Annotated in this window: 13 protein-coding genes; 8 read left to right on the top strand and 5 right to left on the bottom strand. The window is 57.5% G+C overall.

Translation table 11 applies throughout. The annotated features are described in order from the left end of the window. The first annotated feature begins 31 nt into the window (after positions 1–31). The 7 genes from RISK_RS22950 (at position 32) to RISK_RS22980 (ending at position 9,480) form a co-directional block, all read left to right on the top strand. A complete protein-coding gene (locus RISK_RS22950; RefSeq protein WP_083435130.1) occupies positions 32–790 on the top strand; it encodes a DUF2306 domain-containing protein in 759 nt (252 codons plus the stop codon). Positions 791–806: 16 nt separating this feature from the next. Continuing rightward, positions 807–2,006 (top strand): DUF1559 family PulG-like putative transporter, encoded by a 1,200-nt coding sequence (locus tag RISK_RS22955; RefSeq protein ID WP_083435131.1) that lies wholly within the window; start codon positions 807–809, stop codon positions 2,004–2,006. Positions 2,007–2,076: 70 nt separating this feature from the next. After that, positions 2,077–2,823, top strand: coding sequence for an arginyltransferase (locus RISK_RS22960; RefSeq protein WP_047816598.1), 747 nt, complete (start codon positions 2,077–2,079; stop codon positions 2,821–2,823). A 44-nt stretch (positions 2,824–2,867) separates the two neighbouring features. Continuing rightward, positions 2,868–4,319: a GntP family permease gene (locus tag RISK_RS22965; protein ID WP_047816599.1), complete on the top strand. Its 1,452-nt coding sequence runs from the start codon at positions 2,868–2,870 to the stop codon at positions 4,317–4,319. 135 nt (positions 4,320–4,454) lie between these two features. Next, positions 4,455–4,910 carry a hypothetical protein gene (locus RISK_RS22970; RefSeq protein WP_047816746.1) on the top strand — a complete coding sequence of 152 codons (456 nt, stop codon included), beginning with the start codon at positions 4,455–4,457 and terminating at the stop codon, positions 4,908–4,910. A gap of 347 nt (positions 4,911–5,257) precedes the next feature. Then, positions 5,258–7,918 carry a secretin N-terminal domain-containing protein gene (locus RISK_RS22975; protein WP_047816600.1) on the top strand — a complete coding sequence of 887 codons (2,661 nt, stop codon included), beginning with the start codon at positions 5,258–5,260 and terminating at the stop codon, positions 7,916–7,918. Continuing rightward, on the top strand, positions 7,915–9,480 hold the full coding sequence (locus tag RISK_RS22980) for a proprotein convertase P-domain-containing protein (protein WP_047816601.1): 1,566 nt from the start codon (positions 7,915–7,917) through the stop codon (positions 9,478–9,480). Before RISK_RS22975 ends, RISK_RS22980 begins: the two co-directional genes overlap by 4 nt. Before the next feature lie 1,230 nt (positions 9,481–10,710). Here RISK_RS22980 and RISK_RS22985 read toward each other — a convergent pair. The 5 genes from RISK_RS22985 to RISK_RS23005 all read right to left on the bottom strand — a co-directional run bounded on the left by RISK_RS22985 (position 10,711) and on the right by RISK_RS23005 (position 16,623). Then, positions 10,711–11,844 carry an IS110 family RNA-guided transposase gene (locus RISK_RS22985; RefSeq protein WP_047816602.1) on the bottom strand — a complete coding sequence of 378 codons (1,134 nt, stop codon included), beginning with the start codon at positions 11,842–11,844 and terminating at the stop codon, positions 10,711–10,713. Positions 11,845–12,387: 543 nt separating this feature from the next. After that, on the bottom strand, positions 12,388–12,783 hold the full coding sequence (locus RISK_RS22990; RefSeq protein WP_047816603.1) for a hypothetical protein: 396 nt from the start codon (positions 12,781–12,783) through the stop codon (positions 12,388–12,390). After that, positions 12,784–13,638, bottom strand: a complete 855-nt coding sequence (sdhB, locus tag RISK_RS22995; RefSeq protein ID WP_047816604.1) for a succinate dehydrogenase iron-sulfur subunit — start codon at positions 13,636–13,638, stop codon at positions 12,784–12,786. 73 nt (positions 13,639–13,711) lie between these two features. Continuing rightward, complete coding sequence (gene sdhA / locus RISK_RS23000) at positions 13,712–15,721, bottom strand: succinate dehydrogenase flavoprotein subunit (protein WP_047816605.1); 2,010 nt, start codon at positions 15,719–15,721, stop codon at positions 13,712–13,714. A gap of 41 nt (positions 15,722–15,762) precedes the next feature. Continuing rightward, a complete protein-coding gene (locus RISK_RS23005; RefSeq protein WP_047816606.1) occupies positions 15,763–16,623 on the bottom strand; it encodes a succinate dehydrogenase cytochrome b558 subunit in 861 nt (286 codons plus the stop codon). A 487-nt stretch (positions 16,624–17,110) separates the two neighbouring features. Here RISK_RS23005 and RISK_RS23010 point away from each other — a divergent pair, with 487 nt between their 5' ends. Beyond that, positions 17,111–18,106, top strand: coding sequence for a UDP-2,3-diacylglucosamine diphosphatase (locus tag RISK_RS23010; protein ID WP_047816747.1), 996 nt, complete (start codon positions 17,111–17,113; stop codon positions 18,104–18,106). The last annotated feature ends 189 nt before the right edge of the window (positions 18,107–18,295 follow it).

Raw genomic sequence — 18,295 nt, forward strand, 5'->3', positions numbered from 1 at the left:
AAACGGTTAGACTCCAGCAGGAGGATAATCGATGGCTTCCGAGCATTCCCTTTTCAAAGCTTCTCCTCGCGGAACCGTTTTCAACCGTGATGCGTCACGACTGAACCGGCTGGTGCGAGTGGCAACCGCGATGACGCTCGTGCTCGGCGTGAGTGTCTTGGTCCAGCTCCTGCTCCCGTACCAGGACTATTTCCCTGCCAACCTGAAGGACTCGGTTTTCCTGTCGGCTCACCGAAGTCACTTCCACGGTTGGTACTCCATCGCGTTCTACGTTCACATTGTCGCGGGGCCGATCGCATTGGTTCAAGGTGCCGCGTTGTTCTTCAGTGGATCGAAGCGGAAACCGACTCCAAGATGGCACCGTGTCATCGGGCGGGTTCAAGCCGTTGTGGTCCTGTTGTTTTTGTTTCCTAGCGGTTTGGTGATGGCCCAGCACGCCATGGCTGGCCCGAGTGCGGAAGTCGCCTTCACACTGCTGTCACTGGCAACGGCGATCACGATGGCGCTCGCGATCCGCAGTGCAATGAGCGGGAGGATCCGTCAGCACCGTCTTTGGGCAACACGCTGTTTTCTGCTGCTGTGCTCGCCGTTGATGCTTCGAGTCGTCGTCGGGTTCACGATTCTCACGGGAACAGAAACTGATTTTGCACACCGTCTTCTCGCTTGGGCCAGTTGGTTGGTCCCGTGGTTTCTTTTCGAGGTTGGGAGAAAATGTCATGACGCTGCTTCAATGTCACGGAACACAACCAGGACAACGCCGGCGACGGCTTCCATCCCCATCTCGGTGTAGCGACCCAATCGACAGAATGCATGATCGTTCGTCGACATCGGCTGCGGTCAAGATTCAGCGTCATGCATTCACGCTGCTGGAACTCCTGGTGGTCATCGGCATCATCGCTGTCCTGATCGGATTGCTGATGCCAGCGGTACGCACATCCAGTGAAGCCGCCAGAAGAATGAGTTGCAGCAACAACTTCAAACAACTTGGACTCGCGCTGCACAACTACCACTCCGCCTACAAGCAGCTTCCTCCTGCCCAGGGAGGCACGCTTCGAGGCCCATCCGAACGGGACGGGAACTCACGGCGTCTCAGCGGATTGGTGGCGTTGCTGCCGTTCTTTGAAGCCTCCAGCTTGTGGGAAACAATCTCCAACCCCGCTGAGTTCAACGGAATGTTCTACCCGCCAATGGGGCCGGCACCCTGGGTCGAACAGTACGAACCTTGGACGACACAGATTTCAACCTTGCAGTGTCCCGCTTCGCCGGCCACGCCCGAGCCATTTGGATTGACGAGTTATGCCTTTTGCGTGGGCGATCAAGTCGACCTGCTGAATGCCGAACACTCGTCAACACGATCGGTGCGCGGCATCTTCGCCGGGACCCATGTCCCCCACTTTCGCACAATCACCGATGGCCTCTCCAACACCATTGCCATGTGTGAAATCGGCAACGATCTCGGCGATGGTTATGACATCGGTCAAACCGCGATTCAACAAACCGGGGCAATCTTTGAATCGCCCAGCACTTGCCGAGAAACGTTGGATGTCGACCGACCTGACTTCTACGAATCATCCGTTCAACTCGCCAGCGTCGGGCGGGGCGGTCGGTGGGCCGATGGGGTTGCGGCGATTGCGGCCGTCAACACGATCCTGCCACCGAATTCACCAAGTTGTTCCGTTGGAAAACAATTGACCAGCCCAGGCCTCCATTCGGCGGGCAGTTTTCATGCGGGTGGAGCAAACGTGCTGATGGCGGATGGCGCGGTCAAGTTCATCATCGAATCGATTGATCATGGTGATTCGACCGCCGCGGTGGTTCGGTTGACGGAAGCGGCTGAATCCAACGCCAGCACCACCTCCGAATCGGTCGATGAAGCTGCTGGCAACTCTTCCAATCAAGCGGACTCTTCATCGCCAACCTCGTTCACTCATCCGGAGAGCCCGTATGGTGTGTGGGGCGCACTCGGGACTGCCCGGAGCGAGGACTTGGTGACCAGCGGCCTTTGATTCCGACCGGAACTTGGGAATAAAATGGTAGTCCGATCCATCGCCGCCACGATCCGATACGCTGGGTGACATGATTCCCGCGAACGATAGTTTTCCTGAAAGTGCTGCTCCCCTGCGTCATCGAATGATGCTGGTCCAGGATGCTGCCAGCGACTGCCCGTACATCGATGGCGAACCAGCTCGCATGCCGTTGTACTTCCCAATGCCTCCGCGTCAGAGCGAAGACACGGACATGCTGCTGGCGGCTGGTTTTCGTCGCAGCAGCCAATTTGTCTATCACACGAATTGCCCGAACTGCTGTGCCTGCCAGCCCATTCGATTGCGAGCCGAGGATTTCAAACTGACCAAATCGCTGCGTCGTGTTCTCAAAAAAGCAGAGCGGGAACTGACCTGGCGTTGGCAAGTCCCACAAGTCGATGCGGATCGTGTACGACTTTACAACGATCATCGCAACGTTCGCGGCTTGGCACACGATGACGACATCAGTGCGTCGGACTACGAAACCTTTTTGATCGCAACCTGTTGGCCAACGCTTGAGCTTGAGATCCGTTACCAAGACCAACTGGTCGGCGTTTCGATCATGGACATCGGCCAAGAAAGCGTCAGCGCGGTGTACACCCATTTTGATCCGATCGCATCCAAGTTCAGCCTGGGAACCTTCGCGGTGCTGCAACAAATTCAGTGGGCCAAAGACAACGGTCGCACTTGGGTGTACTTGGGTTTGTACGTCGCCGAAAACCCACACCTGAATTACAAATCACGATTCGTACCGCAGGAACGTTTGATCGACGGGCAATGGCGTGTCTGCTTGGAGTAGACTCTGGCGTCACACATCCATTCCCCACGCTGTGAGAAGAAGTCTTGACGATTTGGTGGTTGGTCGCGCTCGCCGTGACGATGGTGCTGGTTTCGATCCTCGCGTTTCGCTTGCACCCGTTTCTGGCGCTGCTGTCGACGGCAATCATGGTGGCCATGCTGACCACGCCGGCTCAGTTGTCGTCCTTTGCATCGGCGAGATTGGCCGAAGGTAAATTCACAGAATCGGAGGCCGCCGACTTTGTCGGGCAGAGTGCATCCGAGCGAGTCGCGGATGCGTTTGGTGCGACGGCAGCTTCCATCGGGATCGTGATTGCATTGGCCAGTGTCATCGGTGGATTGCTGATGCAATCCGGTGCCGCGGCGCGGATCGTTGACACCATGCTTCGCTGGACCGGGGAAAAACGAGCTCCTGAGGCGATGGCTGCCGCGTCTTTTGTGCTGGGAATCCCGGTGTTTTTCGACACCGTTTTCTACTTGATGCTGCCGCTGGCCCGGTCCCTCCGACGCAAAACAGGCAAGAATTACGTGCTGTTCATCCTGGCTATCTTGGCAGGCGGATCGATCACGCATTCGTTGATCCCACCGACGCCGGGACCGCTGCAGGTCGCCGCGTTCTTGGAAGTCGAAGTTGGTGCGATGTTGATCGCCGGACTGGGGATTGGGAGCGTGACCAGCGTGATCGCTCTGGCCGCCGCGAGAGTGATCAACCACTTTGTCGACTTGCCACTTCGCGACGAAGACGGTGAAGAGATTCGGCCGGAAACTCAACGTCTGGCGTCAGCCGATGAGGATTCGGCGGACATCCCGCCCAAACCGCCACTGTGGCTGGCACTGTTTCCGATTGCCTTGCCGGTGGTCTTGATTGCTCTGGGATCGACGATCAAATCGATCTACGGAAGCGAAGCCGTCGCGGAATCAGAACTGTTGGGCTGGATCATTCGCTTGGGCGATAAAAATCTTGCGTTGGGACTGGGGTGCCTCGTTGCGTTCGGGTTGATCCGGTGGGTCCCCAACGACCAACGACGAAAAGTGGTGTCCGCCGCCATCGCCTCAGCGGGATCGATCATCTTGATCACCGCAGCGGGCGGGGCGATGGGCAAAATGCTTTATCACGCCGGGATCGCCGAAGTGGTCGGTTCGATCGCCCAAGGATTCCCGGGGCTTTGGTTGTTGCCGTTGGCGTTCCTGGTCACGACCGCGATTCGAACGATCCAAGGTTCTGCGACCATTGCCATGATCACTTCGGCCAGCATCTTGCAATCGCTGGCAACCAGTGGCGAGCTTCCTTTTCACCCGGTTTACCTGGCGATGGCGATCGGAGCGGGAAGCAAACCGATTTCCTGGATGACCGACAGTGCGTTCTGGATTATCTCGGAAATGACTGGCATGACAGAGAAAGAAGCCCTGCGAACGATCTCGCCAATGAGCGCGGCGTTGGGAGTTTCAGCGTTGTTGGTCACGGTGATTGCCGCGGCGATCTTCCCCGCCGTGTGATGGATCGGATCCAGAGGCGACGGTAGAAATGGCTCCGGATGTCACACATGTACCGATGAACGGTTTCAAATTCTGGCCCCAGTGATTTAAATGGGGTGTTTTGATTTGCCCCAAAATCGACAAGAACGAACCTGCATGGATACGACGCAACCCGATTTGATCAACGAACCGACCGCGGACAACTCCGCCTCCAGTTCCGCCAACGGCTTCCAAGCCTCGTCGAAGTCGGACGAGCCAGCGATGAGCAAGAGCGAGCGAATTCGCCGCTACATCCAGGCTCATCCCGAGGCTCGAAACACGGAAATCGTTGCGGCACTCGAAGAGCACGGCATCAAATACCAAGACGTTGGGAACGTACGCTCGCAAGAAAAACGCAAAGCAGCCAAGAAGGCTGCCCCCGCGAAACGCCGGCCAGCCGTCGCCAAGCCTGAAGTCGCAACCCCGGCGAGCACCCCGGCCGCGCCAGCACCAAAACCGGGGGCTGTCAGCATGGAAACACTGCAGGTGGGAGCTGAATTCGTCAAACAGGCCGGGGGAATTGAGCAGGCACAGGCAATTCTCGACCTGATTCGGCAAATTCAATCCGTCTGAGACCGCCGCCCAAGGCGTGCAGGTCCAATTCAACCAGCGGCTTGCCGCGTGCAATGGCCTTGAAAAGCCGCAAGACCTCTTCGGGGAAGCGTTTTTGAATTCCGTGCCGGGGGGGGTGCTGGGAGAACCCTCAATGTGTCGCAAAGCCTCGCCGTGAGAATGCCACAGGCTGCTTTTTCCCGCGGTCTTCGGAAGTCCGAAACCCCTGGAAAACATTGACTTCTGTTGACAATTCACTACCCTAGGATTCCCCCCCGCGGTCGTCTTCGCTGACAAATCATCCGACCGCTCCCCGCCTCCCACCGAATCAAAGCCGTTGGTTTCATCGCCACCGAGCTTCCAGTCTCATGAACAATGCATTGAACTTCCCAAAGCGACAGGTCGCTTTGGATGGATGCTTCTCATCGCAAACCGCCTCTGACGGTCGAGTCCTGAGCAAACGCAAGCAGCGTGTTCGTGCTGCGATCGCTTGGGCCGCCTTGGGTGGGATGTGGATCGGCAGTGGCGTTGCCGCACCCGTTCTTTCCGGCCGATGCTTGGCAGACGATGTGATCGTGCCAACGCCAGCAACAGCCGTCGAGACTCCCGCGACACCGGTGGCTTCGCAAACTGCGGCCACGATTCGATTCTCCTTCAACGGTGTGCCTTGGCGTGAAGTCGTTCAGTGGTTGGCCGACGAAGCGGACTTGGCATTGCACATCGGCGAATTGCCGCCGGGCAGTTTCACCTACACCGACAACAGCGAATTCACGGTCCAAGAAGCGATCGACCGAGTCAACCTGTTCTTGATCTCCGAAGGGTTCACGTTGGTACGCAGCGGTCGCTTGCTTTCGGTCATCGACCTGACCGATCCGCGTGGTGTGCAACAGCTGGAAACGCTGGCCGAGTTCATCGAAGCTGAACAACTCGTCGAAAAAAAGCCGCACGACGTCGTCAAATGCATTTTCTCCTTGGGTGAGATTGACGGCGAAGACGCGGTGCAAGAGTTGTCCGCCTTGAACTTGATGACCAATCCCACGGTTCTCAACAAAACGAACCAACTGATCGTCACCGACTCCGTTGCGAAACTGAGAAGCGTTCAGCGTGTTCTGTCTGCGTTCAAGATGGACCAGATGGATAACGGCACGATCGTTCAATCGTTCCAGTTGCAACACGTCACTGCCGAAGATGTTTTGACCGTCGCTCGCCCGCACCTGGGGTTGGCCACGGATGAAATGATCGGGATCGATGTCAGCTTGTCGGCCGACCTGGGCGGCAACAGCATCTTCGTCACTGGCATCGAAGACAAAGTCAAATTGTTGGAAGGTCTGGTCAAAGCGGTTGATCAACCCGATGCGTCAAACGCCACCTCCAACGAACCCATGCAGCTTCGCTCGTACCTGGTTCCCGGTGGCAACGTTCGCACGGTCTACAACGTTTTGCAAACGTTGCTGTCGGGCAAGACAGTTCGCCTTTCGATGGATGACGATGCAGGCACGATTGTCGCTTTGGCGTCAGCGGAAACCCAACAGGAAATCAGCCAAACGGTCGAGGAACTTCAAACCGCAGAGGATGAATTCGAAGTCATTCAACTGAACTCGGTCGATCCCACGTACGCGATCAGCTTGATCGATCAGATGCTGGACCTGCCGGACGAGTACGCCGATCCAGACGAAATCGATCCAGACATGCCGCGAATCGATGCGGATCCCGGCAATCGACGCCTGTTTGTTCGCGGTAAACGACATCGCATCGACCAAATCAAAGCCATCGTCGAAGGTCTCGAAGCGGGCAGCGTCTCGAGCGATACCAACCAAGTGCGCGTGCTCCCCTTCAAAGGCAAAAACGCACAACGTTTGCTGGAAACCGGCGCCAAATTTTGGCAGTCCGCGAACCCGGTGATTCTCTATCCTGGGCACGAGTCCGATTCACCCAATGTGCTCGAACGCGTCCCCCATGACGACGATGCAGGTGCCACCGAGAGCTCGGATCCCCCACCCAGCCAGAAAGCTCTCGAACTGACCAGCAAGCGAAACCTGACAGACGAGCCCGCCGACGCTCGGTTGCTAACGACCGTCACGCGATCGCGATCGGAGCCAATCACTTGCCAAATCACGGCGCGGGGATTGGTCCTGCAGTCCGAAGACACCGATGCCTTGGACGAGTTCGAGCAGCACCTGCGTTCACTGGGCACATCCCTGCAGCCAGCATCGTCACCACCGATCGCGTTCTATCTGAAGCACATTCGGCCGGATGACGCGCTTCGAATGCTGGCGGAACTGCTCGAGGGCGGTGAAGCAGCCAAAGAAGGTGAAGCCGGAACACTGATCAACGGAACCATGACCTCCGTTTCTTCGGGCGGTTATCTGGGAAGCTTCCTGACCACTCGCGACGGGACAATGACCTTGTTGTTCGGTTCGATCACGATCGTATCCGATTCGCGTTTGAATCGGCTGATCGCGCAGGGATCCTCGGACGACATCGACCTGATCGAGAACTACCTCAAGATCATCGACAAAGACCGCAGCATCACGACCGTGCAAACCTACGGAACCTCGAGTGTCATCGAGCTCAAACACACTCGCGCCGCGGATGTCGCGGAAGCCATTCAAGAAGCCTACGCCAGCCGCATGATCGAAGGGGCCGGCAAAGCCAACGCGGCTGCTGGTGGCGGAAACGATGCGGACGCACGCGACGCAGCTCGCAATGGCGACAACCGTGGCAACTCGAAGGCCCCGCCAAAGAAATCAGCTTCCCAGGCGGCACGGGATTTAGAACCCAAGATGACCGTGGCTGTTCACGAAGCCAGCAACTCCTTGATTGTGACCGCACCTCCGCAATTGTTTGCTGAGGTGGAAACGCTTGTCCAAACGATTGATTCGCGTGGTGAACAAGCGGTCGAAGTCATCATCCCCAGCAGCGATGAAGTGATGGGCGCAGTGCTTCAACAAGTGCTCGGCGCTTCGACAACCTCCAGCCGCCCAACGACCTCTTCCCGCGATCGTTCGCGAGACCGAGGAGGCCGATGATGCGACCTCCCTGGAGTGCCATCCTGTTCTCGCAGTTCCTTCCAAGCGTGCGACGCACTGCTCTTCAATTCGCTTTGCCCGCCTCGCTGGCACTGATGTCCGGTGCCGTGATCTCCGGCGGCACCGTCGCTCACGCCCAGTCGGGACTTCGTGAGTCGTTGGAGCGTCTTGATCGTGATCAAGATGGCGACATCGAACCCGAAGAAATCACAGCCCTTTCTCGTCCTTATTTGGAACGAGTTGCCGAAGCACGCCGAATGGACCTGAACCGAGACAACTCGATCGAGCGCTGGCAAGAAGCCGTGAGGATTTATCACGCCTTGCAAAACGGCGTCTCAGGCCAAGAGGTCGACCCCGAAACCGACATCACCGTGCGTCCCTTTGGCCCTCTCGACAACGAACCCATGGTTCCCGAGTTCGGCCTGGGAGAGATGAAGTTTCAATACACCGCTGATGACTACCGCCAAGCCGAACGCACGCTCGCACGCAGCGATCGCAATCGCGATGGCTTCCTCGACCGTCGTGAAGTCGAGCGCGCCGACTGGAAATTTCGCGATCCCTTCGACGAAGATTACGACAAAGACAACCGGCTCAGCACCATCGAATTGGCACAGCGTTACGCTCGCCGACGCTTGCTTTCCGACGCGTCCAGTGAACTGATCCGGAAACGCCGGCGAGTTGGCAGCGAGGTTCGCGCAGTCGAGCCTTCTCGACGGGTTGACGACTCACGCTCGTGGCGTCGGGACCGTCGGTATTACCTCGCTTCCACCGTGATGGAACGATTCGACCAAAACCGAAACGGGCGTCTGGAAGCCAGCGAAACCGTTGCGATGGGGATCCCATTTGGCCGCATCGACCTGGATCGCGATGGCGAAATTTCTCGCGACGAACTCAATGTCCATCTGCTCCAACTCCAGGAAAGAGAAGACCAGGACGCGGAAGGTTTGCCACCGTGGTTCTTTGAACGCGACGCGGACGGTGACCAACAGATCTCAATGCCCGAGTTTGCCGAGGAATGGACCTCTGAATTGTTGGCCGAGTTTGAGTCGTACGACCAGAACGCCGATGGTTTGCTCACCAAGAGCGAGCTGGCGGGATCGACCTCGTTGATGGGCGGCAACTATCGCAGTGATATCGCTTCCGCCTTGCCGCCTCGCAAAACGGTCATCTCCGAGATCTTCATCGAAGAAGATTACGTGATTGCAGATATCAATCTGCAATTGTCGATCACGCACACACAAGATGAATCGCTCGACGCCTATCTGGTCGGCCCCGACGAAACCAAGATCGAACTTTTTACCAGCGTTGGCGGGCACGACGATCACTTCGATCGGACGCGATTCGATGACGACGCGCAGATCCCGATTACCAAAGCTCGCCCACCGTTCGAAGGCACGTTCATTCCCGAAGGCCGGCTGAAGAACCAACCCAGTCTCAGCTCATTCAACGGAAAAAGCGTTCAAGGAGTTTGGCAATTGGTCATCGTGGGAACACGAAGTGAACGGTTTGGCCTGCTACACAACTGGAGCCTCGACATCACACCGGACACGTCGAAGCCCTGAGCCGAATGGCACTTGCTGCACCCTCCCAGAGGTCGTGCAGTTGATCAACGCCGCTTTTCAGCGTGTTTTCACATGATGCACCTCTCCCAAAACGAAGTTTTAGGGGAGCGACGCCGTTCAGGCCGGCGCGAGTGAGGGGACAGGAAAGCCACAGAGTGGCGACAGGTGTTCGGGGCGTGTTCCCAGCTGTCGTCGCTCCGCGACTTGGTGGGTGTGTTGAGACGTTTGAGACCTTGGGTTGAAACCCAAGGCTTTCGGCTTTCGTCGCTCCGCGACTGTTGTGGCGGACGCGCCGAAAGTTCAATTGCTACACGGGCGTTGGGGATTTTACGCGGTGGCGTTTGGGTGGGGCTGGCTGGGCGTGCTGTGTCTGTCGGTTCAACCGCGGAGCGGTGATCGTTGATAGCCTCGGGTTTCAACCCGAGGTGGGAGTGACGCCCCGGGACAGGAAAAGCCGCGGAGTGGCGACAGGTGTTCGGGGCGTGTTCCCAGCTGTCGTCGCTCCGCGACTTGGGAGGTGCGTTGAGGCGTGGGTGACCTTGGGTTGAAACCCAAGGCTTTCGGCTTTCGTCGCTCCGCGACTGTTGTGGCGGGCGCGCCGAAAGTTCAATTGCTACACGGGCCTCGGGGATTTCACGCGGTGGCGTTTGGGTGGGTCTGGTTGGGCGTGCTGTGTGTGTCGGTTCAACCGCGGAGCGGTGATAGTTGATAGCCTCGGGTTTCAACCCGAGGTGGGAGTGACGCCCCCGGGACAGGAAAGCCACGGAGTGGCGACAGGTGTTCGGAGGGTGTTCCCAGCTGTCATCGCTCCGCGACTTGGGAGGTGCGTTGAGGCGTGGATGACCTTGGGTTGAAACCCAAGGCTTTCGTCGCTGCTATGTAGGTTTTTTCGTCAAGGGTGAATTTTGGATCTCGCTGGGAGATTCCGATCTGCATCGCAAGCTGCTATTCGATCGTGACAGGATTGCCGTCAGATCAGTAAACGAGTTCGCTTCGCAAAGCGGGTGATTCAAGTGAGAGCCGGATCATTCTCCGCGACGGGTAGGACCCAGCGACGATTCGATCGCGACTCTCGAAGGACTCTTGGCCAATGCGGGAATCTCTTCAAAAGACTTCAAGCATCAACCCTGTGACGAAAATTCCTCTCCTAGCAGCTGACGGTTCGGTTGTTGGATGTGGTTCAACTTCAATTGCGGATTCAGTGGCATCGCACGGTGGTCGTTCTCTCTTCTAGGCAGCTTGCATCCTCGAAGCCTCTTGAAGATCAACTGGGCCGCTCCGCCCGAGTAGTTCGCTCGACACACCGCACTCCAAGGCACGATGCCACATCACCACCCCGAGCTTCCGCATCATCGCCACGAGTGCTTTCTTGGTTCGTTTGCTTTGGCCCTGTTTGATGCGATGGTAGTCCTTCGCCGCTGACTCACTCCGCGAGATCGATACCCAGGCCGCTTGACAGAGCAATTTGCGAAGTCTGGCAGGCCCCTGACGCGTGATTCGGCCTTTGCGATTGTCACTCTCCCCACTTTCATGACTCGAAGGAACCAGCCCCAAATACGCACCAACTTGCCGGCGATTGCTGAACCGCGTCAGGTCACCCATCTCGGTCAGGAACGCCATCGCCGTCAACAGCCCAACACCAGGGATCTCACGCAGCCTTTTGTGAGCAGCGGCGTAACGCGATTCGCCCGATAGTTTTCGCAACGCGCTGTCGAGTTTGGTCTGTTCCTGACGGAACGCTTCGTAACGATCCGCTAGTCGCTCGAACGTCGCGGCGACGACCGAGTCCATCTGAGCGATCACGTCTTCTCGCAGCCAGCGAACGAATCGCTTGGTCCAGTGTGTTTGATACCACGACGGCTTGGTGATGCCGCGTCGTTTCAGCCCCGAGAGGATTTTCAGTTTGACGCGAGTCAGCTCGTCGCCGACGTCGATCCGAGCCCGGACGAGCTCCCGGTCATCACGAAGTCGCTGGGGTGGTGTCCAGACGACCGGCAGCGAATTACCGGCTAAAACGTGACCACGGACTTGTTCCAATAGCATTTGAGCGTCCTTGGCATCCGTCTTGAGCTTGGCGGACTTCGGGGTGGTGGGCAACAGTGATGGCGAAAGGACGTAGCATTCGATGCCCGCTTCGTGCAGTTCGTCGGAGAGTCCGAACCCGAGCCCGGAGGCTTCGTATGCAAAGACAATCCGCTGGCACCGCTCTTTGTCAGCGAGCCGTTTGATCCGCGCGATCATGTTTCGGCGTCCCGATGGATTGTTTTCGTGGGCAAGTTGCTGGGGCACTTGCGTGCCGACGGCGTAGCGAAGGAGCATGCTGCGGTCGTGAAGGTCGCAGCCAATCATGATAGACTTGGACATGGATTTGGTACCTCGTTGTGGATTGTTTCAAAAGCTATTAAACGTCCCAACGAGTGTGCCAAATCTTTTCCACTCTGACCTGCCCCCTCCATAGTTTCTCCGCGACTGGTGGTTGTGCCGTTTTCTGGTGTCGCACTTGGTTGAGTTTCTGCGACAAGCACCGAAGTTTCGGGGAAGCGACAACTAGGTCGAGCGATGCCGTTCAGGCGTCGGTGAGGGAGGGGGCGGGAACATGGAATCGCGGGGCGCAATGCCGCTCCCCCGGCAATCTCGCTTTCCGACCCCTCCCTCTGCCAACGGGCGGCGTTCGCAAGTGTGATGCACAGCCCTTCGAAACGGCACCACCTCCAGAAAGGAGGCAGACCGCAAGGTATGTTGCCCTGAGCCCTGAGCCCTGAGCCCTGAGCCCTGAGCCCTGAGTAGCCAGTAGCCAGTAGCCAGTAGCCAGTAGCTAAAAGCTAAAAGCTAAAAGCTAAAAGCTAAAAGCTAGAAGCTAGAAGCTAGAAGCTAGAAGCTAGAAGCTAGATCGCACCTTTGCTTCGATCACGCAGACGGGTCGTCCACGGCGTAGGCTTCGATTTCGAATGGGTTGCCGCGATAAGCGTCGCGGCCCATCAGCTTCAATGCCAACGAAGCGGTGAGATAGGCGGCTAGAAAGAACGGGCCCCAGCGTTCGTACTGTCGCACGTGAACTCGCTCGTGCCGCCGAGTCCGCTCCAGATCCGCAAGCGTGCAACCCAGCACGACGTGGCCGAGCGTCATTGCCGCGGCTGGAACCGGCATCGATCGCAAGCCTTTCGCGATCCACCGCCCGTGGATTTCAGCAACGCCTGCGACCCACTCAATACGGCCCCCCAGCAACAGCCCGATCGTGATCCCGATCAGAGTGTTGGGAGCGGCCCAGAGATATCGCAACCAACGAAACCGCAACGGACGCAATTACTTTTCAAACCACGTCTTGATCGCGTGCAGCGTCGTCGCTCGCCCGGCGCGTGCGATGGACGTGGTCAGCGGAATTTCCTTGGGGCAAACCGCCACGCAGTTTTGAGCGTTCCCACACGATGCCAGGCCACCGGGGCCTTCCAACGCATCCAGTCGCTCGCCAGCCAAAACTTTTCCGGTGGGATGGTTGTTGAACAGCATCGCTTGCGAAATCGCGTGCGGCCCAACAAACGCTTCCGAATACGCCGCTTTTTCGCGAGCTTCGAACTCCTCGTCCGACTCGCCTGACTTCTGGGTCAGTTCAATCTTGTTGTATTGAGGGCACGCTTCCACGCAGCAGCCACAGCTCATGCATTGGCTGAGCGGGTAGTTGCGTTCTTGGTCGTCCCGCAGAATTCGCTCGCCCGGACCCATGTTGAAATAGCTGTCGACAGGCACCCAAGCTTTGACTCGTTCCAGACCTTGGAACAACCGAGCCCGGTCGACGATCAGGTCACGAACAACTGGGAACTTGCTCATTGGTTCCAAAACGATCTCGTCGGCGTTGTCCGCCAACAAACGATCCACCAAGGCACTGCAGCTTTGGCGAACGCGGCCATTGATCACCATCGTGCACGACCCGCAAACCTCTTCCAGGCAACCACAATCCCAGGCGACGGGAGTGACTTTCTTTCCGTCGCGGTTGGTGGACTGAGCCGCGATCCGTTGCAGAACGCTGATCACGTTCATTTCGGGCTCGTACTTGATCTTGTGAAGTTCCCAGTACGGAGCTTTTCCGGGAGCATCCTGACGACGCACGCGAACGTTGATGAACTCGGGTCGTTTCTTAGTCGAAGGGTCGAGAGCAATCATCGGTGGAAGAATTCAAAAGGTGGTTGAGAGGCGGTGCGGTGAACAAAGCAGTCGGTTGGAAACGTCGAAGAACTCAGTTGGTTCCCACCAACCCAGGCCCTGATTTCGATTGAGCCGCTTTTTCAGCAGCTCGTTCGTTCCAGACTTGTTCGATCTCCTCGGCACCAACCAATCCGTACAAACGCGGGCGGGGTGGAATCAACGACGTGTCGACATCTTCGTAGGCAAGATCAGCCTGGTTGGTGCTGGTGTTCCAGGTCGCAACCGTGCTCTTGAGATACTTTTCATTGTTGGCCTCGAACGCATCGCACCAAGCTTCCGCTTGACGACGTCGTTCAACAGGATCGTCCGAGGTCAAGGAAGGCTTCTTGAAGTCCGGTTTGTAGTGAGCCCCGCGACATTCGTCACGCTGCAAGGCACCTTTCAAAAGCGCCTTCGCCAGCGGGAACATGTCCTGCAGCGATTTCGCAAAAATCACGTTTTGGTTGGTCCATGAGCCAGTGTCGGCGAGCGAAACTTTCATCGCTCGTTCGTGCAGTTCATCGACCTTTTGAATGGCTTCTTCGAGTTGGTCGTTGCGACGAACCACGGTTGCGACCCGAGTCATCAAGTCGCCCAATTCTTGGTGAATCAGGTACGGGTTTTCCTCGCTGCCCACGTTGCCGTTGAGCAGATGGTCGTGGCGATCTTGCTGAGCTTTCACCGCGGAATCGAGCAGCGATTGAGGCACGTCGGTCGCACCCGACTCTTGCGATGCCGAGTAGTTCATGATCGACGAACCGGTGAACAACCCGGTGAAGATGCACGACAACAGCGAGTTCGCACCCAAACGGTTGGCACCGTGATAGTGGTAATCGCACTCGCCAATCGCGTACAAACCATCGATGCTGGTCATGTGGTTGCGAGGTGCTCCCGCTTCCAATCCGCCCTCGTCGCTTTTGACGTAGTCGGCCCACAAACCGCCCATGCTGTAGTGAACTGCGGGGAAGATCTTCATGGGCTCGTCGCGTGGGTCGACGCCCTGGAATTTCTCGTAGATTTCGAGGATCCCGCCGAGCTTTCGGTCCAACTCGTGACGCGGGATGTGTGTCAAATCAAGGTACACGCACATCCGATCGTCTTCGACACTGAGCCCTTCGTTGACGCAGATGTCAAAGATCTCACGCGTGGCAATGTCGCGTGGAACCAAGTTGCCGTACTCAGGATAACGCTCTTCCAAGAAGTAATAGCGATCCGCTTCTGGAATGTCGCGTGGGCCGCGTGGGTCCTGTGGGGTGCGCGGCACCCACACTCGTCCGCCTTCGCCGCGAGCCGATTCGCTCATCAGTCGCAATTTGTCGGCACCCGGAATCGCAGTGGGGTGAACCTGGATGAATTCCGCGTTGGCGTACTTGGCACCGTTCTGGAAACAGCGACTGGCAGCACTGCCGGTGCAGAACACGCTCATCGTGCTGCGGCCGTAGATCAGGCCACATCCGCCTGTGGCAACAACCACCGCATCGGCCGGGAACGCTCGGATCTCCATCGACACCATGTCTTGCGCAACCACACCGCGGCAACGACCGGTTTCGTCTTGGATCGGACCGAGGAAGTCCCAGAATTCATGTTTGTTGACGTTGCCTTCGACCTCTTGGCGACGGACTTGTTCGTCCAAGGCATACAGCAACTGCTGCCCGGTGGTCGCACCTGCAAAGGCAGTTCGTTTGTACAGGGTGCCACCAAACCGCCGACGGTCGATGAAACCTTCCCCGGTACGGTTGAATGGCACACCCAATCGGTCCATCAACTCGATGACCTTGGGAGCCCAAAAAGCCATCTCTTTGACAGGCGGCTGGTGATTCAAGAAGTCACCCCCGTAAACCGTGTCGTCGAGGTGCTTCCACTCGTCATCGCCGAGCTGCCGCGTCGCATCATTGCAGCTGTTGATGCCGCCCTGAGCGCACACGCTGTGCGAACGTTTGACGGGTGTCAAACTGATCAAGTCGACTTGGGCGCCCAGTTCGGTCAACTTCATCGTCGACGCCAAACCGGCCAAACCACCCCCAACGACAACCACGCGGGTGGGCGAGTTGGATTGTGCCATGGAACGTTTCCTTCAAAGAATCAAAATGGGTGGTTGCAAACTTATTCAGTGACCGCGTCGTCGCTGGAACCGGATGCTTCAACGACATCGGATTCTTCGACTTCGACTTCAACGGGAGTTCGTTTTTCGGGCATGTCGTAAGCCAATCCGGTTTCCTTGGCGGCTTCGTACATGATGGCTTCTTCCGCTCTCGCCTGAGCGATGTCGTCGGTGTCCATGCGAACCGCGGCCCACCAGGCCGACGTTCCAACCACTGCCAAAATCACGCCAAATGCGGTGCAAACCTTGGTCGCACGTGCTTGGGCCTGTGGCGAAACCCACAAACCCCAGGTGATTCCTGCGGTCCAAATGCCATTGGCCAGGTGATAAACGGTGGCCAAGACACCTGCCAGGTAAAACGCAGGCCAAACGTAACCCTGCATCGCACTGCCCAGCGACGACGCGGCGTTGTAAGGGTCAAAGCTGGCAAACCCGAGCGGCTCCATGATGGCCAGCCAAAAACCGGCGTGGAACCAGCCGTGCAGGTGCAACACGTGAGTCATCAAGAAGATCAGGGCGATCAAACCCGTCCAGCGTTGCCAGACATAGCGTCGATTGCCTGTGAATTGATAGTTGCCCAAGTTCGATTTGCCCGTTCGGATGATCCAAACGCCCAAAATCGCGTGGAACAACAACGGAGCGAAAATCCCGCCCCATTCCACCACGGGGAGCAATTCCCCCAGGCTATGGATCAAGAAAACCGCTCTTTGGAACGTTGCGGTTCCGTTGAGCAGGCTGGCGTTGGTGGTCAAGTGAATGACCATGTAAACGCCCAGCGGCACAATCCCGGTCAGCGAATGCAGTCTTCGAATGGCAAATTCGTGACGCAGGAAAAACGATTGCGAACGAGTGAGTTCAGACACGTGGGTCCAGGTCTTCTTGAGGTGGAAACTGGCCAATCTGAGAACCGCCATCCAACGTCTCAGGCAACGCACAAAAGCGTTTCCCCATCGGTTGAATCGGTTCAACCCCCGAAGTTTACGCCTTTGGGACAGTTCAGCCTAGAGAGCCGTGGCATACCTTCTCGGCGGATGCGACCATCTGTCGCGAAAGTGTCCCCCTGCCGGACCAGTTTGTGTTGAGAATGCGCACACCCCGTCACTCATGAAGAAGGAGTCCCGATACGCCCGCCAATCACGTGTTTTTCCACCGAACCCTGCTCAGAATGTGCCCTGGGCTGCCGCAAACCTCGGGAACCGTTTCAGCGATCCAAGCTGCAAATGATTATTTCATGAATTGATTTCTTCTTTCGAATCATTGGCACTCGACTTTTGACAGCAGTGGTTATCCTGACGACGAACATGTTGACCTTCGTTTGGCGACCTTCGTTTGGCCCGATGGACCACCCTGTTGATCACTTTTCTGCCCAACCAATCGTCGGCCGTCCTGTCGCCTCGCGGCACGCGACCAGGCCCCTCGTCTCGATCCAGCGTGGCGATTGCGCCCGCGAAATCGGTGGGAGATCGCCCACCGTTGCGAACGGTTCGGTCGATCTTCATCAGCGATGTCCACCTCGGTTTGCGACACGCCCAAGTCGATCGCCTGCTCGACTTCCTGAACAGTCACGAACCTGAACATTTGTACTTGGTCGGGGACTTCATCGACGCTCGCGTGCTGCACATGCAGCCGTATTGGCCGCCAATCTACGACCGCTTGCTGAATCGATTGGCTGAATTGGCCGCGGAGGGAACGGCGATTCACTACACGCCGGGAAACCACGACGACTACTTGCGACATGCGGATTGGCCTGCGATCGCCCAATCCGATGACGTGACGGTGAGCGAGCAATTTGTCCACGAAACGGTCGATGGGCGGCGAGTGGTGGTGCTGCACGGCGACCAATTTGACAAAGTCGAACGCCAAGCCCATTGGCTTTCACTGATTGGCACCTTCCTTTACACGCTGCTGCTGACAGCCGACCGAGCGATCAACCGAGTGCTGAAGTGGCTGCGGATGAAGCCCCGTCGAATCAGTCGCTACTTGAAGCAGACCACCAAACGAATGGTGCAGTGGGTCAGCGGATTCCAATCCAAGGTCCGGCAACACGCGTGTGCCAACGATTGTGATGCGATCGTTTGCGGTCACATCCACATCCCGACGGTGCGACGACTGAGTCCTTCGTCGGACCACCCCGACGCGAAGCGACCGCTGTATTTCAACCTGGGTGATTGGGTCGAAAACGCGACCGCCATGGTTGAGTACGGAAATGGCGAACTCGAGCTGATCGACTTCGACCATCCCGATCGGATCCCACCGGCTTCCACCAACACCCCATCGCAAGCCACCGACCAGCTCACCCCCAAAGCCGCCGCCATCAAACGGCACCTCTTCACCGGCATGGGCTGAGTTGTTCTGACGAAGTGTCAGCATGATTGAACTGGCACGCAAAACCGTTACCTTAGGCGGAAGATTCACCCTCTGCGAGGTTTGCAACGCGATCCGCCGATGATCGCCAACCGCTTGGCAACTTGGCGTCAGCAGGTCGAACGATCGGCGTCACGCCTCTGGTGAATCATCCAGGATGGAGCCTCGGAA

It is taken from the genome of Rhodopirellula islandica (assembly GCF_001027925.1).
Taxonomy (GTDB): Bacteria; Planctomycetota; Planctomycetia; order Pirellulales; family Pirellulaceae; genus Rhodopirellula; species Rhodopirellula islandica.